The sequence below is a fragment of the Faecalicatena contorta genome (genome assembly GCF_021531895.1).
In the GTDB taxonomy this organism is placed as follows: Bacteria; Bacillota; Clostridia; order Lachnospirales; family Lachnospiraceae; genus JAFBIX01.
Genome location: NZ_JAFBIX010000022.1, coordinates 39,907 through 56,520, shown reverse-complemented (window position 1 = coordinate 56,520; position 16,614 = coordinate 39,907). Strand labels below are relative to the sequence as shown.

Below are 16,614 nucleotides of genomic sequence, written 5' to 3'. Positions count from 1 at the left end.
GTTGTGATAAGATTGACATACAAGGATTCTCCTTTCGTTAAGATCATTGGTTTTTCGTCAACTCCAATATATCATATCGAAGTGAATCCTTGTTTTTTATTTGTTACCTATCTATTGTATCCCAACATTGCCCATTCTTCGTAATAAACAATAAATACACACAATTAGAAAAGATAATTTTCTAGATTAGCTAGCATCTAAAAGATGAGGCATATCTACCTCTTCAATTATTCTAGCTTTTGCCTTTTCGTAGTATTCGGGTTCTTTTTCATATCCCAGAAACTTTCTTCCTGTCCTAATGGCAGCTAATGCTGTAGTTCCAGATCCCATACACGGATCTACGACCAAGTCCCCAGGATTCGTATATGTTCTAATTAACCATTCAAACAGTGCAATTGGTTTCTGCGTCGGATGATGTTTTCCTTCACTTTCTGCGGTAACAAAATATTGTACAGAGCGTGGATATCGCATACCAGTATCATTTTTAACCAATACTGCCTTCTTTTGCTTTCCATACGCAAAAGTATCTCTTATGGCTTTTCCTTTGTTATAAGGAGTTCCTTGCGTCATCTGTGGATTATAGCAACATTGCTTTTTGTAAAACACCACTATATCTTCGTGCGCACGCAAAGGCTGTTTTTTAGCATTAAGGTATCCTGTTGCTTTCGACTTTTCCCACACTAATGTGTACTTAAAGTCCCTGTAATTTGTTGAAACAAGAAACGCTGTAAATGGCATCTGAGCTGTCGATATTACGGGCGCATTTTCTTTCTTCTTTTTGTTTACTATTCTCCAGAACTCTTCGTAGTCAATTACCTTATCCCAGCCATTGCGTTTATTTAGTGTTCCATACGGAAAGTCAGTAATTATTGCATCGATGGCGCAATCTGTAATAGATGATAGCCCGCATTCATCAAACATATCGCAATTGATAATCTGTATGTTGCCATCTAGAAATAAGTCATTCATGAACACATTTTAGCATCATTTAAGAGCATACGTGCAAGATCTTTTATATTTTCTTCGTTTAGTGGATGTTTCTCTTTGTATAAAGGATGACTGGAGGATCTTTTGCCCTTTAGAAAAAAGAAAGTTTTAGGCTCTATCCCTACGCCATCCGTATAATGCCTTGTAAAGTTCCAGAAATCAGCTTCGTACATTTTTAATGTATTCTCGCTCGCCGCATTTTGCCCAGCAAACACAACGAAATCTAAGTCACTTATCTTGTGCCCATGTTGTGATAGCGATTCAATGATTTTTCTAAAGTCAGCCAGTGCTCGATCATAGTAGCACGAGTCTAAATATGTCTTATTTTCTATAAAGGCAATCCTTTTGCCATTGGAAAAAACATGCCTATCTACCTGGATGGTATTCATACTATATAACGAGCCTTTATAATTAATACTTTTAGACAAGTAATCAGTACTTCCTACTTTTGATACTATTTTATAATTAGGGACACATGCATTGATAGTATTTATAATATTCTGAAGTACGTTTTCCACTAACTTTCCGGCAGCATCTCTTATTACGCCTTCGGTCGGTGCCGAAATTGCAATCTTGGCAAGGTTACGCTGCTCATTATCGTAACATATACTAACATTTTTTATTACTTCATCTAAAATATCACCTTCAGTCATTTTATTCCTAGTTCTTATATGCTAACTGCTAAGAATATTATCACGACTAAAAGCAAAAAGAAATCGCTTGAGCTATTAGTGGATGTGCATGAATTAACTCTAATAATCGTATATTGAAAAAATGATGTTTTTTATTTTGTAACTACGCTGAATATAGTGAGCATGGCTAAACGCGATTATTAAGAACCTATTATAAATAACAAAAGCAGACAAGAGCCATTCGCATTTCTTGTCTGCTTTTATCCGACTATTCAGATTTAAATAACTTTAACCGCACTGGTAGTGATTGCAAAAGCTATTCTAGTTAGTTTCTCGTCAAAATCCGGATCATCGGAGAATTCGAATGGAATTCCTGCCTGCACCAACATCTGGCATATATGCTGCTTTTGACTCTGCGTCGGATATTTAATGCCGATAGATACCAAACAAGAAAACTCCTCACTGGCAGCAACGCCTCGCAAGATTCTTTGATGAAAATCGGTCTTGCTCATTGCATTAATCCGTTCAATACATTCTTTAGCATCGGCCATGCATTTTTTCATTAATATTATCCCCCCCAATTTAAGCTGACAAATTTGAGCCGTGCATTAAGTTTTTATCTGCTTATATCTTACTCCATAGCTTCTTCTCGGTTCTGCAATAAGCTCATCATAAGTAATCTGTCCATTTGCTGTTTTTTTCATATTTACACAGTCACCGGATAAGTATTTATAATGATCTCCACCAAGATGCTTTATTGAATTGAGTACTTTGTAAAAGCTATATTGTTTTATTACGTCAATCTTTGACTTTTCCTGCTCTTCTTCCGTCAGAGTCTATGGCTTTGATTTGCCATTGATAGTAACTTTGATACCGTATTCGCCTTCAAAAATATTTACGGCTTCCGTCACTTTATTCTTATCATTGGTTTGCATGATAATAAGCTGCGATGATTCTGCCCACCGCTTGCCCTCATCCCGTCCACAGCCATATAGGGTACGAATTGCTTTCACTAAATCCGCTTGATTTCCGGATTTTAAGGCCGTCAGAACATATTTATATTGCTGATTTGTTGAAGCACTTGGAGAGGTATCTGCTTTTTTTTCAGTGCAAGACGGCGATGTTCCTACGTTTTTTTGTGGATGGAGCTGCGTCCAATACAGGCCGGAGGACATCTTAATGCTATGCTTTTTCAAAAGAAGATCCAAAAGCGGAATAAGCTCGTGCAACTGATATGTGGAACATTCTTTCCAGTCGTTTCTCAGCATGACATAGGTTCCGTTATGGCGGTATTCTTCCCGTATTTCTCCATCATAGAACTTGCCACTTTTAGTGAGAACCAAAATGTATTTTTCCTCACGAGAACATCCTACACGTTCTTCGTTTTCGTTTCGGCGTTTTAATAACCAATATGTCTCTCCCGGAACATATTTTGTTTTGGTTGTTTCATAGGATTTGAGTTTAAGGAAGCCGTAGCGAACCTTTTTCTTGTATTCTTCTTTCGTGAAAATGGTTCCGTCTGTTTTGATATTTACCTTTTCAAATAAGCTTACACAGAGTTTTGCGTAAGATGCGGCTTCTTCCACGGTTAACTCATGACTCGTAGCTACAGCCTGCGCAAGCTCTTCCTCGGATATGTTTGAGTACATTTCGTTAGATAGCACGGTGTGTTGGGATGTTGTGCTTGCCGGTGGAGCACTTCTGTTCTCAAAATTCCATGAATTGCTCGGGTCTATGGCCGCAGAGGGTAGTGAGGCTGCCGATTCCCGGCTGTAATAATCTGTACCGGAGCCCCAGAAAGACGGTTGACTTTCTCCAACCTTATTCCCTTTGGCATCGTAAACATTAGTATGATTTCCAAAGAGAGCTTGATGTTGTTCACCGGTCTTTTTCCCTTTAGCATCATAGACATTAATATGGTCTCCAAAGAATGATTTTTCTTGTCTGGCAACCTTATTTCCTTTTGAGTCATAGACATTGACATGATCACCAAAGATTGCCTTTTCGCTATAACCGACTTTTTTGCCGTGTTCATCGTATATAATTGTGCGATCTCTGAAGGGATCTTTTTCGGAATGGTATTTCTTCATAAAAAACCACCTTTCTTTCTATATTGATAGCTAAAAGAATATAGAAATCATTTGTTAATTCTATTCACGGATTCTGCCAAAAAATCCTCAAGCTCTTTTATAGACATTTTTTCAATATACTGTCCCCGATAAAGTACATCTCCATCTCTAAATAAGACTATACTTCGATTACTATGCTTTAGTTCCACATAGCTGGAAGCACCTACAGCAGCATTACTGATAAGTCTGAAATATTCCTGCATTTCTCGATAGGCCGCTTTTTGTGCTACCATTTTCCGTATATCATCCATTAAGCCACCTAATACTTCATACTTTCTACTGAAATATCTCTTGTGACCGCCAACATGAATGCTCCCGTCCGCCCATTTGGTTTTTATGTAAGATCCTAGCTCGTAATAAATCTCATGTTCGCCGAGTGAATAACAGTGTTTAATTACAGACGTATCTTTTTTGCCGGGCATCTTCCATGAAATCCACTTATCTTCACGAATCAGTTTTGCTGCCTCCTGAAACAAAGCCTGCCTTTGCGGGTCGAACTTTGATAATAAAGTAGATTTATATAATAAAGTAGATTTATATACAGAAGCATTGCTAATATCTTCATACATATTTGTTTTCCAATGTTCTTTGCACACAAATTTTGTCCGGTTAATGATGTTGCCATAATACGCCTCTTGTTTTTGCATCTCCTGCTCGATCCGCTGCTTTTCCTCTGTCTCTTTTCTTAACTGCTGATATTTATCTGTTAAACTACCCATGTGCTTATCCTCCTTAATATTTCGGCAGAATCAATCGCTTTTCTACGACCTCGGCCACTAGCTGTAAAGTATTCTGGTAGCCCGTTTTCTGCAAAATATTCTTGATGTGGTACTTGACGGTATTAGGTGTAATGCCAAGATCCGCCGCAATCTCCTCGTATTTTCTGCCTTGTGCAAGCTCCCGAATAATATCAAATTCCCGACTGGTAAACTCGGTGCTGTTGCTGTACCCAATGCGAATCACCGGCGTGTCCTCGGGATAAACAAATTCGCCGTTCATCACCCGGTCGCAAACCTCCATCAAAGCAGTGCTGCCATATTCCTTGTACCAAAAGCCATTACAACCACATGCTTTTGCCTTTTGAATAAAGGAATGTTCCGGCATGGAGGTCATAATGATAATCTTGATTTTAGGGTTGTATTGCTTAATCTTTGCCGCAGCTTTCAAGCCGGATTCTTCATCGGCAGTACAGACATCCATCAGGATTAAATCAACGTGCCCACGAAGACAGGCTATTTCTGCATTCGCTGCATTTTCTATGGAGGCGTACAAAACATATTTTTCTGATTTGGCGATCTGACTTTCAATGGCGTCCCGGGTAATCCTGGAATCTTCTACTACTAAAACCTGTATCATGTTCGCCCTCCTTTCTGAGCTTCGTCAAAATCAAAGGGAATATTGACAATGAGAGAAACGCCATTGTCGCAGAGCACTTTTAGGGAGGCTCCTTCTTGTTCTAATCGTTGCCGCAATGCACTAAGGCCGTTGCCTTCCGTAATGCTTGAAACAGATACACAACCATTGTCGGATATTTCAATGTAATAACCCTGCTTGTTTTGTTCGACCTTTACCATTAATTCCGTGGCATTCGCATGACGTACCGCATTGGTGAGCGCCTCTCGGATAGCGGCATATAATAATTGTAAGGTTTTGCGCTGAGTGGGCTGTTCTCCAAGGAATACAACCTTACAGCCAATCAGCTCCGCCACCTGAAGCAGTTCAGATTGCAAGGAGGAATCGGGAACTGTCCACGCCATAGGAATATTGGAAAAATCACGAATGGTGCTGTTCCAATTTTCCCGCAGTACATCGGCGTTCTCGGCCAGACTGTCTTCCGTAATTGCTTTGGTGGTAGCCAACAGACAGTGCCCAAGTTCATCATGGATATGCATTTTCGCCGCAAGAATCTCTTTATTCAAATTGACTTCAACGATACTGTCCAGCAAGGCTTTCTGACGCTTTTGCATATCCTGCAGCCGAATGGTGTTCTCGTACAGTTCTTCGCTGAGTCGGTAGAGTTCTGTAATTTCCGCCGCCTCAATCTGAACGGTATTGGAATCAAGAAATCTCAGCTCAAAACGCCAGACCGAGCCGTCGGAGAAGCGGAAGAACAACTGTTGATGAGTGCCCCCATTTTCATTGTCCGGCTCTTTCGGCAGCCAGGATTGGTCTAGCTTTTCCGCCTTGCCGTTATTGGCAAAGTGTGCGAGTTCATCCCATGCCGCCTTTGCGTTTAGAATTGTATGTCCAGTCAGCTCCAGCGCCAGCTTGTTCATCTTCTCATTGACAAGAATGACCCGCCCATCCAATGCGGAGAAACAGATTCCGCCGGGGTAAGAGTCGATGGCTTTTTTAATCATTTTCGCTGACATATTCTTTTTCATGACTGCCCCACCTCTCCTTCTTTCAAAAGTAGAAGCCGATAGCCTGCCGGAATTTTCTCTGTCTGAAGGCTATATCCGCCTTCCAAAGAATGGGAAACAAACTCGCAGGCTGTACCGGTAATCTCAAAGCAAACCGTATCGCTGATTTGGATTGCCACAGAAGTCAGACGAAAATCTGCCTCCTCTAAAATCTCTTCCAAGGCTTTCATAATGAGAAGAATCAGCTCTGGTTCTAAATTCAATGTGGGGCAAAAATCCAAACTTGTCATGATTCCAAGATTCTTCATGCATTTCGCCATATCCTGCAAGCTAATGGCTAAGTCACCCATCGGAATCGTCTGCTGCTCCTGATAAGTGAGCCGCAAGTTGCAGAACCGCTTGATATACGTGCCGATGAGGCAAATGCGGTTCCAGTCGTTCTCTGAAAGGGATTCTTTTGATAAAAGTTCTGTCAGCAAGGTAAGCTGCCCAGACACCTCCGAGGATAGGCTGTCATAAATATCATTGCGTGCCTGAATACTTGTCTCATCCGATTGAATTCGAATTTCCTGTGCCAGCAGATCTTGTTCTTCTTCCAATTCCGCATTCAGTCTCTGAAGCTCTCGTAAAGCCTGATTGATCTGCGAGAGATCGGTTTGCCAGACCATATACCCGCCCGGGATTTGGTGCAGGTTCATGGTAATATCTTCCGTAGCAGAAAAATGCTGATTTTGCTTTAGAGCTTCCAGCATAGCAGGCGTGATTTCCGCCGCATTTTCCGATACTGCAATCCGCTCACCGGTCGGTGAAAGAATCTGCATCGCCACTGTAGAACGCCGGAATACTTCACTGTACTGCGTGTTGACGGGAATCAGTCCGGTCAGGATATAGAGCTCCCAGCAAAGCACAAGAATGAAAATCAGTCCCGCTGAATATTCCACAAGCTCAAATCGAACAACGTATGCCGTTGCCGCATAGGGGATGCTGAACAGGAGCAGTAAAATCGGCTCATAGAAGGGAATCAGCTTCCGGTAAAGCGAATCAGACTTCGTCGTGACATTGCGCCGGTAGATCACATATACCTGATAACTGATGATACTAAGTCCCCAAATATAGACGATATATGTTCCGATGTAGGGGTGGAAATACAAATTTGGCTGGGATTCCTCCGGCATAATGTAATAGAAAAAATGATGCAGATCATTCGTCAGCGCCAGTACGCTTAAAAGGCACGCCGGAATCAGAAGCAGATACCACTTTTTGCTGATCCGATAATCGTCTGCCTTGCCAAGATAGAATGAGCCGTAAAGACCGAACAGCGGGATGAAAATAGCCGCGATATTGATGAAGTATCCGGTAAAGCGCATCCATGGAATATTAACATAGAGGAAAGCATCCTGGATGAAGCGAACGGTTAAATACAGGATACTCACGATATTCTGCGCAGTTAAATGGCAATGCATAGCTTTCTGCGTAATTTTCGTCGTGATGGTATACTGCCAGCGAAGAAGCAGGAGCATATAAACAGCCCAGACAAGATATGGCCGCAGAAAATCCTCTGGCCAATACCGCATACTAAGCTGCCGGTATGCGGAGACTGCAAAAAGCAACGCCGTAGCCGCAAAAAGCCGGACAACGGATTTTTTTCGCTCGCTCATTTTATCCCCCCTTAGAAAAATGATTCTAACCAATCTGCGCAGTTAGATAACGATAAGAATATTATAGCATGAAAGACAAAATCTGCCCCACACAAAAGTGTAGTTTCTTGGAATAGGAGTAACGAATAAAAAATCATGCCCACAAGCGTGGGACATAGGAAATATCCTTTCGCCTGTGGACATGTTATTTTTGATTGATGATTAGATTTTGTTTTTGCGTCTTACAAAATAAGTACTGCTTAATCCAGCCGCAGATGCGAGCATAACTATTATCCACAAAGCAATGTTCGCTGAATCTCCGGTCTCTGGTGATGTTGTATCCGTGTTCGGATTTGCAGAATCGCCGGGTTTAAATGGTGTCGTATCGGAAGTTAATTTAGGAATGCTTTCCGTTTTTGTTGCACCGCAGGTCTTGCAAGTATAGGTTTTGATCCCTTCGGCATCCTTGGTGGATTCTTTTGTGGCTTTCCCTTCATCCCAAACGTGGGCTTCCTTCTGAACATCTCCGCAGGCGCAGGAGCGCTGATGATTGCTGCCATCCTTACAGTCTGTCCATTTTCCATAAGAATGCGTATGGGGAACCGCAGCTTTTTTGTATCCGACCATAACAGGAGAAGTTCCCATCAGGCGGAAGGAGATGCCGTTTTCGCCCTCTGTTACTGCAGGGGTCTCCACTTCACCGGCATGATGACCGTTCACTTCCTCATCGAACATATGGACAACGGTAAAGTCATAATCTGCAGCATTGGTTCCCTCCGGATAAGGAAGTGTTACCGCAATTCCTTCTTCTGGGAAGTTCTCGGCAGTAACAGGAATCCATGTTTCGCCGCCATCTTCACTTGTTACAAACTCAATGTCATAAAGTACAGTATTATCAGCCGAATATCCTTCGTTGGAAATGATGGTTTCTGTCAGTTTATCTTCAATCTTTTCAACCGTATTATATTCCGTATCTCCCAGATCGCCGGGTACTTCGCTGAGACCTTTGGTAATGTTGACTTTTTGCCGTACCGAGAATGTAATCTCATCAGAAGCAGAAATATAAGGACCATCAGAAGTATTCAAAAAAGTATAGGAATAAATAGTTATTGTATTTTTTTCAAAGTCAGGAATGCAACAGTATTTATTTTTATCTAAATCCCAACAGTCCATTTCATATTGAACAAACGAATTGTCTCCCTCTGATATAGTCATTCGTTCTCCATTCAACTCATGCGTATAAGTACTTCCGTCATCGTATGTGACTGTAAACTTAATACCGTTTAAATCAGCCTCCTTGCCATTCTTTTCTATATCTTCAATAATACTATCGGGTATTGGCAGGATTTTGATCTCTGTCGGAAGTTTATATTTAACAAGCTCAAATTCACATTCCTCATCCATTGTCAATCGAGAAAGCATGAATATAATTGGATTTTTATCAGTACTCTTATAGATACTATATTTTCCGTGACCATCGTTTGGAGTACAATCCCGAACATTATTTGTCCGAAGGGTATAGTACTGAGATCCATTTGGTTCAGGCTGATAACGATAATATAAAGTCTGCCATGTCTGATCGGATAGTTTATATGTTTTGTTTAAAGTAATATCTGTTGGTTCGATGAAGTTAAATGTCACGTCAGCTTCCCCAAGAAGGGTATTTCCTTCGATGTTGTTGAATAAGAAATTACAACCAGAGTAATCATTTAACATCTGTTTTCCTGTAAGAGAAACTACATACGAATTATATTCCGTCTCAACACTTATATCTACATACTGACTGAGATCCTTGACAGTAGTGTAATCAAAACGCATGGAATCTGTAGTTACATACTCTTTTAATCCATTAGGGTCAGTCGTGAAGAGTTGAACTCTATATTGGGTTGTTCCTCCAATAACAACATCCATCTTAGCTGTTTCACCTGTCTGATTTACGTTGGTATTCATGTTGTAAATAGAACATTCATAGGCATTAACCGGTTCTTCCGGAGGCGTGCCAATCGAGAAACTGTAAGTTGCAATGATGACTGTATTGCCATTTGCATCCTCAGATACGGAAACATCCATAGAATCGCGTTGGCCATTCATATCTATATAAACTTTATTATTTCCAGACAGTACATAATAATAGTCTCCATGATACGACTCAAAAGATTGGAATGTCACTTTATACGTGTAACGACTGTCATTTTGAAATGTATCAGCCTCTGTCATTTTTTTACCGGTGCTATCATAATAATCCTCAGTGGCTTTGACATAAGAAAGAATAGTATCATACTCCCACTCTGGATCTGAGATAACAGGTGGCAGATCTCCAGGCGTGGGTGATTGGCCAATCAGTTTGTCTGCTGAACCCGCTTGAACGATTAAATCATTCTCGATAACTTTCTTCTTTTCCGCATCTGGCCCTGACAGGGTATTTTCGTCTGCCATGGCAGTTGTCGGGAACACCATGACTATCATGCATAATGCAAGCAAGAGCGCTCCCCATTTTTTTAGTTTCATCAAAAACTCCTCCTTTTTGTGCGTATAAGATAAAAGCCTGTTTAAGCTACTTTATAGTAACACTTCTAAAAAGAAAGCACCCCACACAATCAGGTAGTTTTTGAAAAATAATTAAAAAATATGTCCACACTGTTCTTTTTTGGAAAATAAGATCAAAAATCAGTACCATGTTCACGAATGTTGTCGCTGAAAACTAAAGATGAGAAAGGGAAACTGACCAAGATCATCAACTTTACACTACTTAAGTAGACCCCCTCAAGGGGCTTCTTGGATAGCGGTGAAGCTTATGAATTTACGTGGATCGTCAAGAAATCCACCTCAGAAAATTAACGATACAAAATTATTATAGGGCATATTTCGTCCGAGATTAATGGGTTGAATTGGACTTTCATGAAGAAAATGAGCTGAACCTATCCGCATACTATTTACCAGAAAGATAATGCAGATTCTACTGGACGAAGTGCTATTTTAGATTTAAAATATACTTCCAAAAAATAAGAAGGGGGAAATACTCATGATTAGTACTTATGAAGAATATACAAAACTTCCAAAATCCCTGTCTCTTGAGCAGATGCAGGTTATCCATAAGCAAATCGTTTCAGAAGTCGGGAATGATTCAGATGCATTGGAATTATATGATGATCTTATAAAAGTAGCGACACGCTATGCAGCCATTAGGGCAAATTGGCTATTGATGAGCCGAGAAGAAAAAATGAAACAAGACCCCAGCCGGACATCCTGTCACAATTCGGTGATTACACATTTTAATATGCTCGCCAGATATCTTAAGCAACAAGAAAAAACTGCTGCATGGCGAGATGAACTTGGTTACGAAGAGGACGACAGCTATAACCGGAAATCAATCGGAGATTTTGCTTGTTATTTAGCCTTTGTAAATGGAATAAATGCGAGATAGATTAAAAAACACATAATTTCACCACCTCTGTTACGCTCTTGATTTTATGCAAATTACACGAAAAAACTATTGACATTTTTACAATTTTATGCTATTTTGCCAACAAGAATGTACATTTAGATCATTAACATCCTAAACCAAAGCATTCTCTTCTATGGGTTGGTAGTGGGGATTGAAGGGTTGTTAGGAAACTTAGAATGGAAGAAATATAGATTTAGGCACTATAACAAAATAACTGCGATCCTGTAGCGGAACGGCGAAGAGGCGAACAGTGCGGCCTAAAACAGCACAGGATGCAAAAATAAAAAGAACAAAAAAGAAATACGCCAAGATGCGAAAAAGTCTTGGCGGATTTTTTGTATATTTATTTCTTGCATCCTTCTTCATAGTGCTTCACTTGCTTCTATAAGAACATCAACGAAAATCTCCTTGCTGGTACCAGAACCTACAGTTGCCTGAATGACATTTCTATAAATCATATTTCTATCTCTTGGCTCTTCTGATGTAACTGCATTGAAGTAAATCCATGCGTTAGCTCCCGGAGCATAATCACCGATATTTATGCCATTATCATGGATAATCTTATCGCTAAGTGTTACTCCTTTGGGATGTGCTGTATTAAATATCATAGTACTGCCTTCTACATATGATAGGCCATCTGGCAAAAGATCCCGAAGTACTAGGTTTCTGAACATCTCTGAACTCATGTTTTGGACTCCTATGCGAAAACGAACACATTCGCCAGGCTCTGCATGGACTTTTGTTCCCCATTTTATATCAGTTTCTTTCTTTATTCGGACATCAAGTAGTAGTTTGACCCATCCTTGCTTCTAGAATAAATGGTGAACGGACAGTAAAGCACCCACATTTCCTAAAAAGTAGCGTATACTGCGCAGAATGCGGTTCGCGCCTAATGGTTAGTAACGAGAAGAAAAAGAATGGAGATGTATATCCCTACTTTGTCTGTGCAGGACGACACAGCAAACGAGTAAAGGATTGTAAGATGAAGGCTGTATTAATTGATGTGGTCGAAAAGAAAATAGAGCAAATCTACGATAATTATCAGCTTACGCCAGAATTACGCCAATATCTGGAGGAATATTTACAAGCAATTATCCTGAAAGAGCGAGAAAAATTCAACTCGGAGCTTGATGGATTGAATCGCACAAAAATATCCCTGGAACATAAACGCCAAAAGTTGCTTGAAGCGCATTACTCTGACGCCATTCCGCTAGACTTAATGAAAAGTGAACAGAAAAAGATCGCTAAAGAATTAGCAAGTGTTGAACATGAAATCAATATGCATAATGTGACTTTTGAAAATATTTTAGCCAACCTACATTTAGCCCTTGATCTTATCGAAAACTGTGGCACGACTTATAGAGCCGCCAGCGATATGACTAAGCGTCTAATAAACCAATCTCTTGTATCTAGGTTTTTAGTATCCAATGGAAATGATGGACTCAATATTAATGTAGAATTCAAAGCTCCCTTCGACACCATATTGGAGCCAATAAAAGATACTATTGCACGAGTTAACCAAGCACGCAGAAATGAACTTAAAAAATTGAGTGAATTAATTGAGATAACAAAAAATCACATCCGCAATATCTACGGATGTGATTTTCATGTTTCAGATTCTCCAAATCCAATGTATTCTGAACTTACATCGAACGAACCAAATTTTTTTATGGTAAAAAGTTCGAGTAAGGACTTTTTGGTGGACCTGGCGGGAGTTGAACCCGCGTCCGAAAGCCCATCCACCAGAGCATCTCCCATCACAGTCATTATTCTGACATTCCCTCCGTCAGTCACCTAATGACAGGTTACTGACTTTAGTAGCTTCATAAGTTCTTCCATCTCCTCAAAGCTTTGGAAACGAAGTGCTCCGCCTTGTTGAAGCCGGTTACTTAAGCAGCGGATGACCTAAGACCGACTGCTGCCGATATTAGGCAGCGTACGCTAAATTTTCGTCTGCGTTTATATTTAATTGGAACTTTTATCGTAGTGTCCCGCTACGGATGGCTTCTCCAACTTCCAGACCCCCGTCGAAACCAGTACAAGCCCTGAATTCATGCTCTCTGGTCTGCAAACGAATCTTTTGTTAGATATATTTTATTATAGAAATCGAAACTATGTTTGTCAAGAGCATATAAATGCCATTTTTTTCTAATAAAAAATTTCAAAGCCAAAGAAATCCCAAGAAAATTCTTGTATTATCATCCTCTTTCGTGTAAAATATTTTAATATACTATGTATAACGAACACCAATTACGATGACGTGATGATAAATTGTAATAGGTGTTTTTTCATTTAAATCTCGGAGAAGCGGAGGAATGAGTATGGCTGAAAATGAATTGATGTACCTTGAAGACTTACACGAAACAGACATTTTAAAACAGAACATAGAAAAATTAGAACAAGAATTGATGAAAAATCACCGGATTGATCCTAACTTATATATTGAATATGATGTCAAACGTGGTCTGCGTGATTCCGCCGGAAAGGGTGTCTTAACAGGATTGACGGAAGTCTCTGATGTCTGTGCCTATAATCTCATCAATGGACGTCAGATTCCTGCTGAAGGTGCATTATACTATCAGGGAATTAATGTAAATGATATTGTAAACAGTCTGAAAGGTCGCAAATTTGGATTCGAAGAAACCATTTATCTTCTCTTGTTTGGAAGACTTCCCAGCAAAACGAAGCTCTCTATGTTTCTTGATGTTATGTTTGAATTACAGAATTTAAGCGGTCGATTTGTCCGTGATGTTGTCATGAAAGCTTCAAACGAGAATATCATGAACGCCATGCAGCGCTGTATTCTTACGCTCTATACATATGACTCTGATCCAGAAAGTATCACTCCTGGAAATGTACTTCGCCAGTCTCTGGAACTAATTGCCAAGCTTCCTCTGATTGCTGTTTATTCTTATCATTCATATCGACATTTCCGTAAGGACGAGACTTTACTGATCCGCAATCCACAGAAAGGGCTGTCTTTGGCCGAGAACATTCTGCTAATGTTACGTCCGGATAGTCAATATACCGAGCTGGAAGCCAAAGTATTGGATATCGCTTTGATTCTTCATGCCGAACACGGCGGTGGTAACAATTCTACTTTCACAACCCATGTTGTCACTTCCTCTGGTACAGACACTTATTCTTCGGTCGCTGCATCTATCGGTTCATTAAAAGGACCTCGTCATGGTGGAGCCAATCTAAAAGTCCAGAATATGTTTGCCGACATCAAAGCTCATATCAATGACTGGACCAACGAAGAAGAAGTAGCCACATATTTGCAAAAGATTCTTAATAAAGAAGCATTTGATCACTCTGGGCTAATCTATGGTATGGGGCATGCTGTTTATACACTCTCCGATCCTCGTGAAGTCATTTTGAAGAAATTCGCCAAAGCACTTGCCGAGGAAAAGGGATTAATGGAAGAATTTGCACTTTACGAACTGGTAGAACGCCTGGCCGGACAGCTAATCATGGAACACCGCAAACTGTTCAAAAATGTCTGCGCCAACGTAGACTTTTACAGCGGTTTTGTCTATACTATGCTAGGCATTCCACAGGAATTATTTACCCCAATCTTTGCAATTGCACGTATGCCCGGTTGGAGTGCTCATCGTTTAGAAGAATTAATCAACGCCGGCAAGATTATTCGTCCTGCTTATAAATATGTGGGAACACATGAAGATTTCACTCCGCTTGAAGAACGGAATTAAAGAATAGAATTATTATTCAACATAAGATATTACAACGAGAGCAGATTTTCTGCTCTCTTTTTTATTGAAATCTCAAATAAAATGATGTTGGGAATCAAACGCCCCACCTATGAGCAAGCTCATATGGGTTTAGATCTTTTGTCCTTGGTATCATAAATTTAAAAATTATAAAAAATTAGCACTCACCTATTGACACTGCTAACAATATATGTTATATAATAACTATAACAAATAAAACAAAGCAAAATACCACCGGTGATTTCGTATAAAACCAAAACGGATATCTTTTCACCGGTCAGGCATATATTTAAGGAGGAATGACTTATGTTACTTACAAACAGAGGATTTAATTTAATTGATGACATGTTCAATGATCCATTTTTCACCACTTCATATGACCGTACTTCTACACAGATCATGAAGACAGATATTCATGAAAAAGACGGGAACTACATGATCGCAATGGAACTTCCAGGATATGCCAAAGAAGACATCAAAGCTGATTTAAAGGATGGTTACCTTACCATTACAGCTCATAAAAATGAGACAAAAGAAGAAAAAGATGCAAAAGGAAAATGCATCCACAAAGAACGCTACACCGGCACTTGCAACAGAAGCTTCTATGTAGGTGACGAGATCAGCCAAGAAGACATTAAAGCCGCATTCAAAGACGGGGTCCTTCATCTGACATTCCCGAAGGAAGTACAGAGACAGGAAGAACAGCCAAAATTGATTACCATTGAGTAATCTTTAATTATAAAGGGACCAGGTCCCACGTTGTCAGGGAATTATTCCCTTTCTTATATAGATGATCCTATCTTATAAATCTCATATATAAATGAAGCAGCTGTCAACCTGACAACTGCTTCATTTATATAAAATCATTTTAATATTTTAATCTTTCCTATCAAAGGTAATTCTTTTTTCTGTCCTTTACATGCAGCAACAATGCCCATAATCATCAGGATAAAACATGCAAAACTTAAGATATCAAATGCCCACGAAAAGATGCTTTCTCCAAAGTTGATGACAGAATGCAATCCCCACACCCAATCTCCATCTAAAAGATCTATAATAGACGAAACAAGGAATAAAACCAGTCCTTGGTTTGCGTGGAATCTTACATACTGCGAACGCTTATCTCCGGCTAACAATGGGATTAATACCAGGATTCCAAAATAGGAGAGTATACCCATCCCTTTATTTCCGCGTACTTCCTGCGGATCAAAATACTCTTCCGTATCATATGTATACTGTTGTTTTTGATCTGTCTGCTGACCATATGTATACTGTTGTTCCTGGCCCGTCTGCTGACCATATGTATACTGTTGTTCCTGGCTTGTCTGCCGAGGGATCTCTGCCCCACACTGCGGACAGAATCGGATGTCATCATCCACCTTCGCACCACATTTTACACAATATGCCATTCTAATTTTCCTCTCTTTCCTGTGAATTATTCATCTTCCAGTCCCAGTATCTCCGCCAGAACTTCAATAATAATCTCATTTGTACAGGATTTTACATAACCCAACATATGTAAAGATATCTCATCTTGTTTCTGCGCTTCTGTCAATGTATCATCATGCTTCGTCTGATCGATCAGCTGAATTAACTGTGGCGTTAATTCTTCATACATTTCTACCGTCGTCTGTGTCACCAGTTTTCTTAAATCTTCTTTTTTTATTGGTACCATGTTTCCCTCCTTGCT

At 40.0% G+C, this 16,614-nt stretch carries 15 protein-coding genes, 1 other RNA gene and 1 pseudogene; 4 read left to right on the top strand and 13 right to left on the bottom strand.

The genetic code is table 11. The features are described 5' to 3' along the window. Nucleotides 1–186 precede the first annotated feature (186 nt). From JQM81_RS09930 to JQM81_RS09890, 9 genes are all read right to left on the bottom strand, one after another. Nucleotides 187–969, bottom strand: a complete 783-nt coding sequence (locus JQM81_RS09930) for a DNA-methyltransferase (RefSeq protein ID WP_235233397.1) — start codon at nt 967–969, stop codon at nt 187–189. Beyond that, nucleotides 966–1,640 (bottom strand): hypothetical protein, encoded by a 675-nt coding sequence (locus JQM81_RS09925; RefSeq protein WP_235233396.1) that lies wholly within the window; start codon nt 1,638–1,640, stop codon nt 966–968. Before JQM81_RS09925 ends, JQM81_RS09930 begins: the two co-directional genes overlap by 4 nt. A 257-nt stretch (nt 1,641–1,897) precedes the next feature. Continuing rightward, nucleotides 1,898–2,182: a hypothetical protein gene (locus JQM81_RS09920; RefSeq protein WP_235233395.1), complete on the bottom strand. Its 285-nt coding sequence runs from the start codon at nt 2,180–2,182 to the stop codon at nt 1,898–1,900. 273 nt (nt 2,183–2,455) lie between these two features. After that, nucleotides 2,456–3,709, bottom strand: a complete 1,254-nt coding sequence (locus tag JQM81_RS09915; protein WP_235233394.1) for a hypothetical protein — start codon at nt 3,707–3,709, stop codon at nt 2,456–2,458. A gap of 47 nt (nt 3,710–3,756) precedes the next feature. After that, nucleotides 3,757–4,467: a hypothetical protein gene (locus JQM81_RS09910; protein ID WP_235233393.1), complete on the bottom strand. Its 711-nt coding sequence runs from the start codon at nt 4,465–4,467 to the stop codon at nt 3,757–3,759. A gap of 13 nt (nt 4,468–4,480) precedes the next feature. Then, nucleotides 4,481–5,104 carry a response regulator transcription factor gene (locus JQM81_RS09905; RefSeq protein ID WP_235233391.1) on the bottom strand — a complete coding sequence of 208 codons (624 nt, stop codon included), beginning with the start codon at nt 5,102–5,104 and terminating at the stop codon, nt 4,481–4,483. Continuing rightward, a complete protein-coding gene (locus tag JQM81_RS09900; protein WP_235233390.1) occupies nt 5,101–6,132 on the bottom strand; it encodes a sensor histidine kinase in 1,032 nt (343 codons plus the stop codon). Before JQM81_RS09900 ends, JQM81_RS09905 begins: the two co-directional genes overlap by 4 nt. Further along, nucleotides 6,129–7,769 carry a hypothetical protein gene (locus JQM81_RS09895; RefSeq protein WP_235233389.1) on the bottom strand — a complete coding sequence of 547 codons (1,641 nt, stop codon included), beginning with the start codon at nt 7,767–7,769 and terminating at the stop codon, nt 6,129–6,131. Before JQM81_RS09895 ends, JQM81_RS09900 begins: the two co-directional genes overlap by 4 nt. A 201-nt stretch (nt 7,770–7,970) precedes the next feature. Further along, on the bottom strand, nt 7,971–10,256 hold the full coding sequence (locus JQM81_RS09890) for a hypothetical protein (protein WP_235233388.1): 2,286 nt from the start codon (nt 10,254–10,256) through the stop codon (nt 7,971–7,973). Nucleotides 10,257–10,770: 514 nt separating this feature from the next. Between JQM81_RS09890 and JQM81_RS09885 the strand changes: the two genes are divergently transcribed. Beyond that, on the top strand, nt 10,771–11,172 hold the full coding sequence (locus JQM81_RS09885; protein ID WP_235233386.1) for a hypothetical protein: 402 nt from the start codon (nt 10,771–10,773) through the stop codon (nt 11,170–11,172). A 383-nt stretch (nt 11,173–11,555) separates the two neighbouring features. On the opposite strand, the gene JQM81_RS09880 is transcribed toward JQM81_RS09885, so the two are convergent. Continuing rightward, nucleotides 11,556–11,948 (bottom strand): hypothetical protein, encoded by a 393-nt coding sequence (locus JQM81_RS09880; protein WP_328282613.1) that lies wholly within the window; start codon nt 11,946–11,948, stop codon nt 11,556–11,558. 44 nt (nt 11,949–11,992) lie between these two features. Here JQM81_RS09880 and JQM81_RS13905 point away from each other — a divergent pair. After that, nucleotides 11,993–12,202: pseudogene (locus JQM81_RS13905) on the top strand (recombinase zinc beta ribbon domain-containing protein); the annotation flags it as partial. Nucleotides 12,203–12,890: 688 nt separating this feature from the next. Here JQM81_RS13905 and ssrA read toward each other — a convergent pair. Further along, nucleotides 12,891–13,239, bottom strand: a transfer-messenger RNA (tmRNA) gene (ssrA, locus tag JQM81_RS09875). A 275-nt stretch (nt 13,240–13,514) separates the two neighbouring features. On the opposite strand from ssrA, the gene JQM81_RS09870 reads away from it, so the two are divergent. Beyond that, nucleotides 13,515–14,906 (top strand): citrate/2-methylcitrate synthase, encoded by a 1,392-nt coding sequence (locus JQM81_RS09870; protein WP_235233384.1) that lies wholly within the window; start codon nt 13,515–13,517, stop codon nt 14,904–14,906. A gap of 324 nt (nt 14,907–15,230) precedes the next feature. Beyond that, nucleotides 15,231–15,653: an Hsp20/alpha crystallin family protein gene (locus tag JQM81_RS09865; RefSeq protein ID WP_235233382.1), complete on the top strand. Its 423-nt coding sequence runs from the start codon at nt 15,231–15,233 to the stop codon at nt 15,651–15,653. Between the two features lie 134 nt (nt 15,654–15,787). Here JQM81_RS09865 and JQM81_RS09860 read toward each other — a convergent pair whose 3' ends face one another. After that, a complete protein-coding gene (locus tag JQM81_RS09860) occupies nt 15,788–16,333 on the bottom strand; it encodes a DUF4870 domain-containing protein (RefSeq protein WP_235233381.1) in 546 nt (181 codons plus the stop codon). Between the two features lie 26 nt (nt 16,334–16,359). After that, nucleotides 16,360–16,599, bottom strand: a complete 240-nt coding sequence (locus JQM81_RS09855) for a hypothetical protein (RefSeq protein WP_235233380.1) — start codon at nt 16,597–16,599, stop codon at nt 16,360–16,362. Between the last annotated feature and the right edge of the window lie 15 nt (nt 16,600–16,614).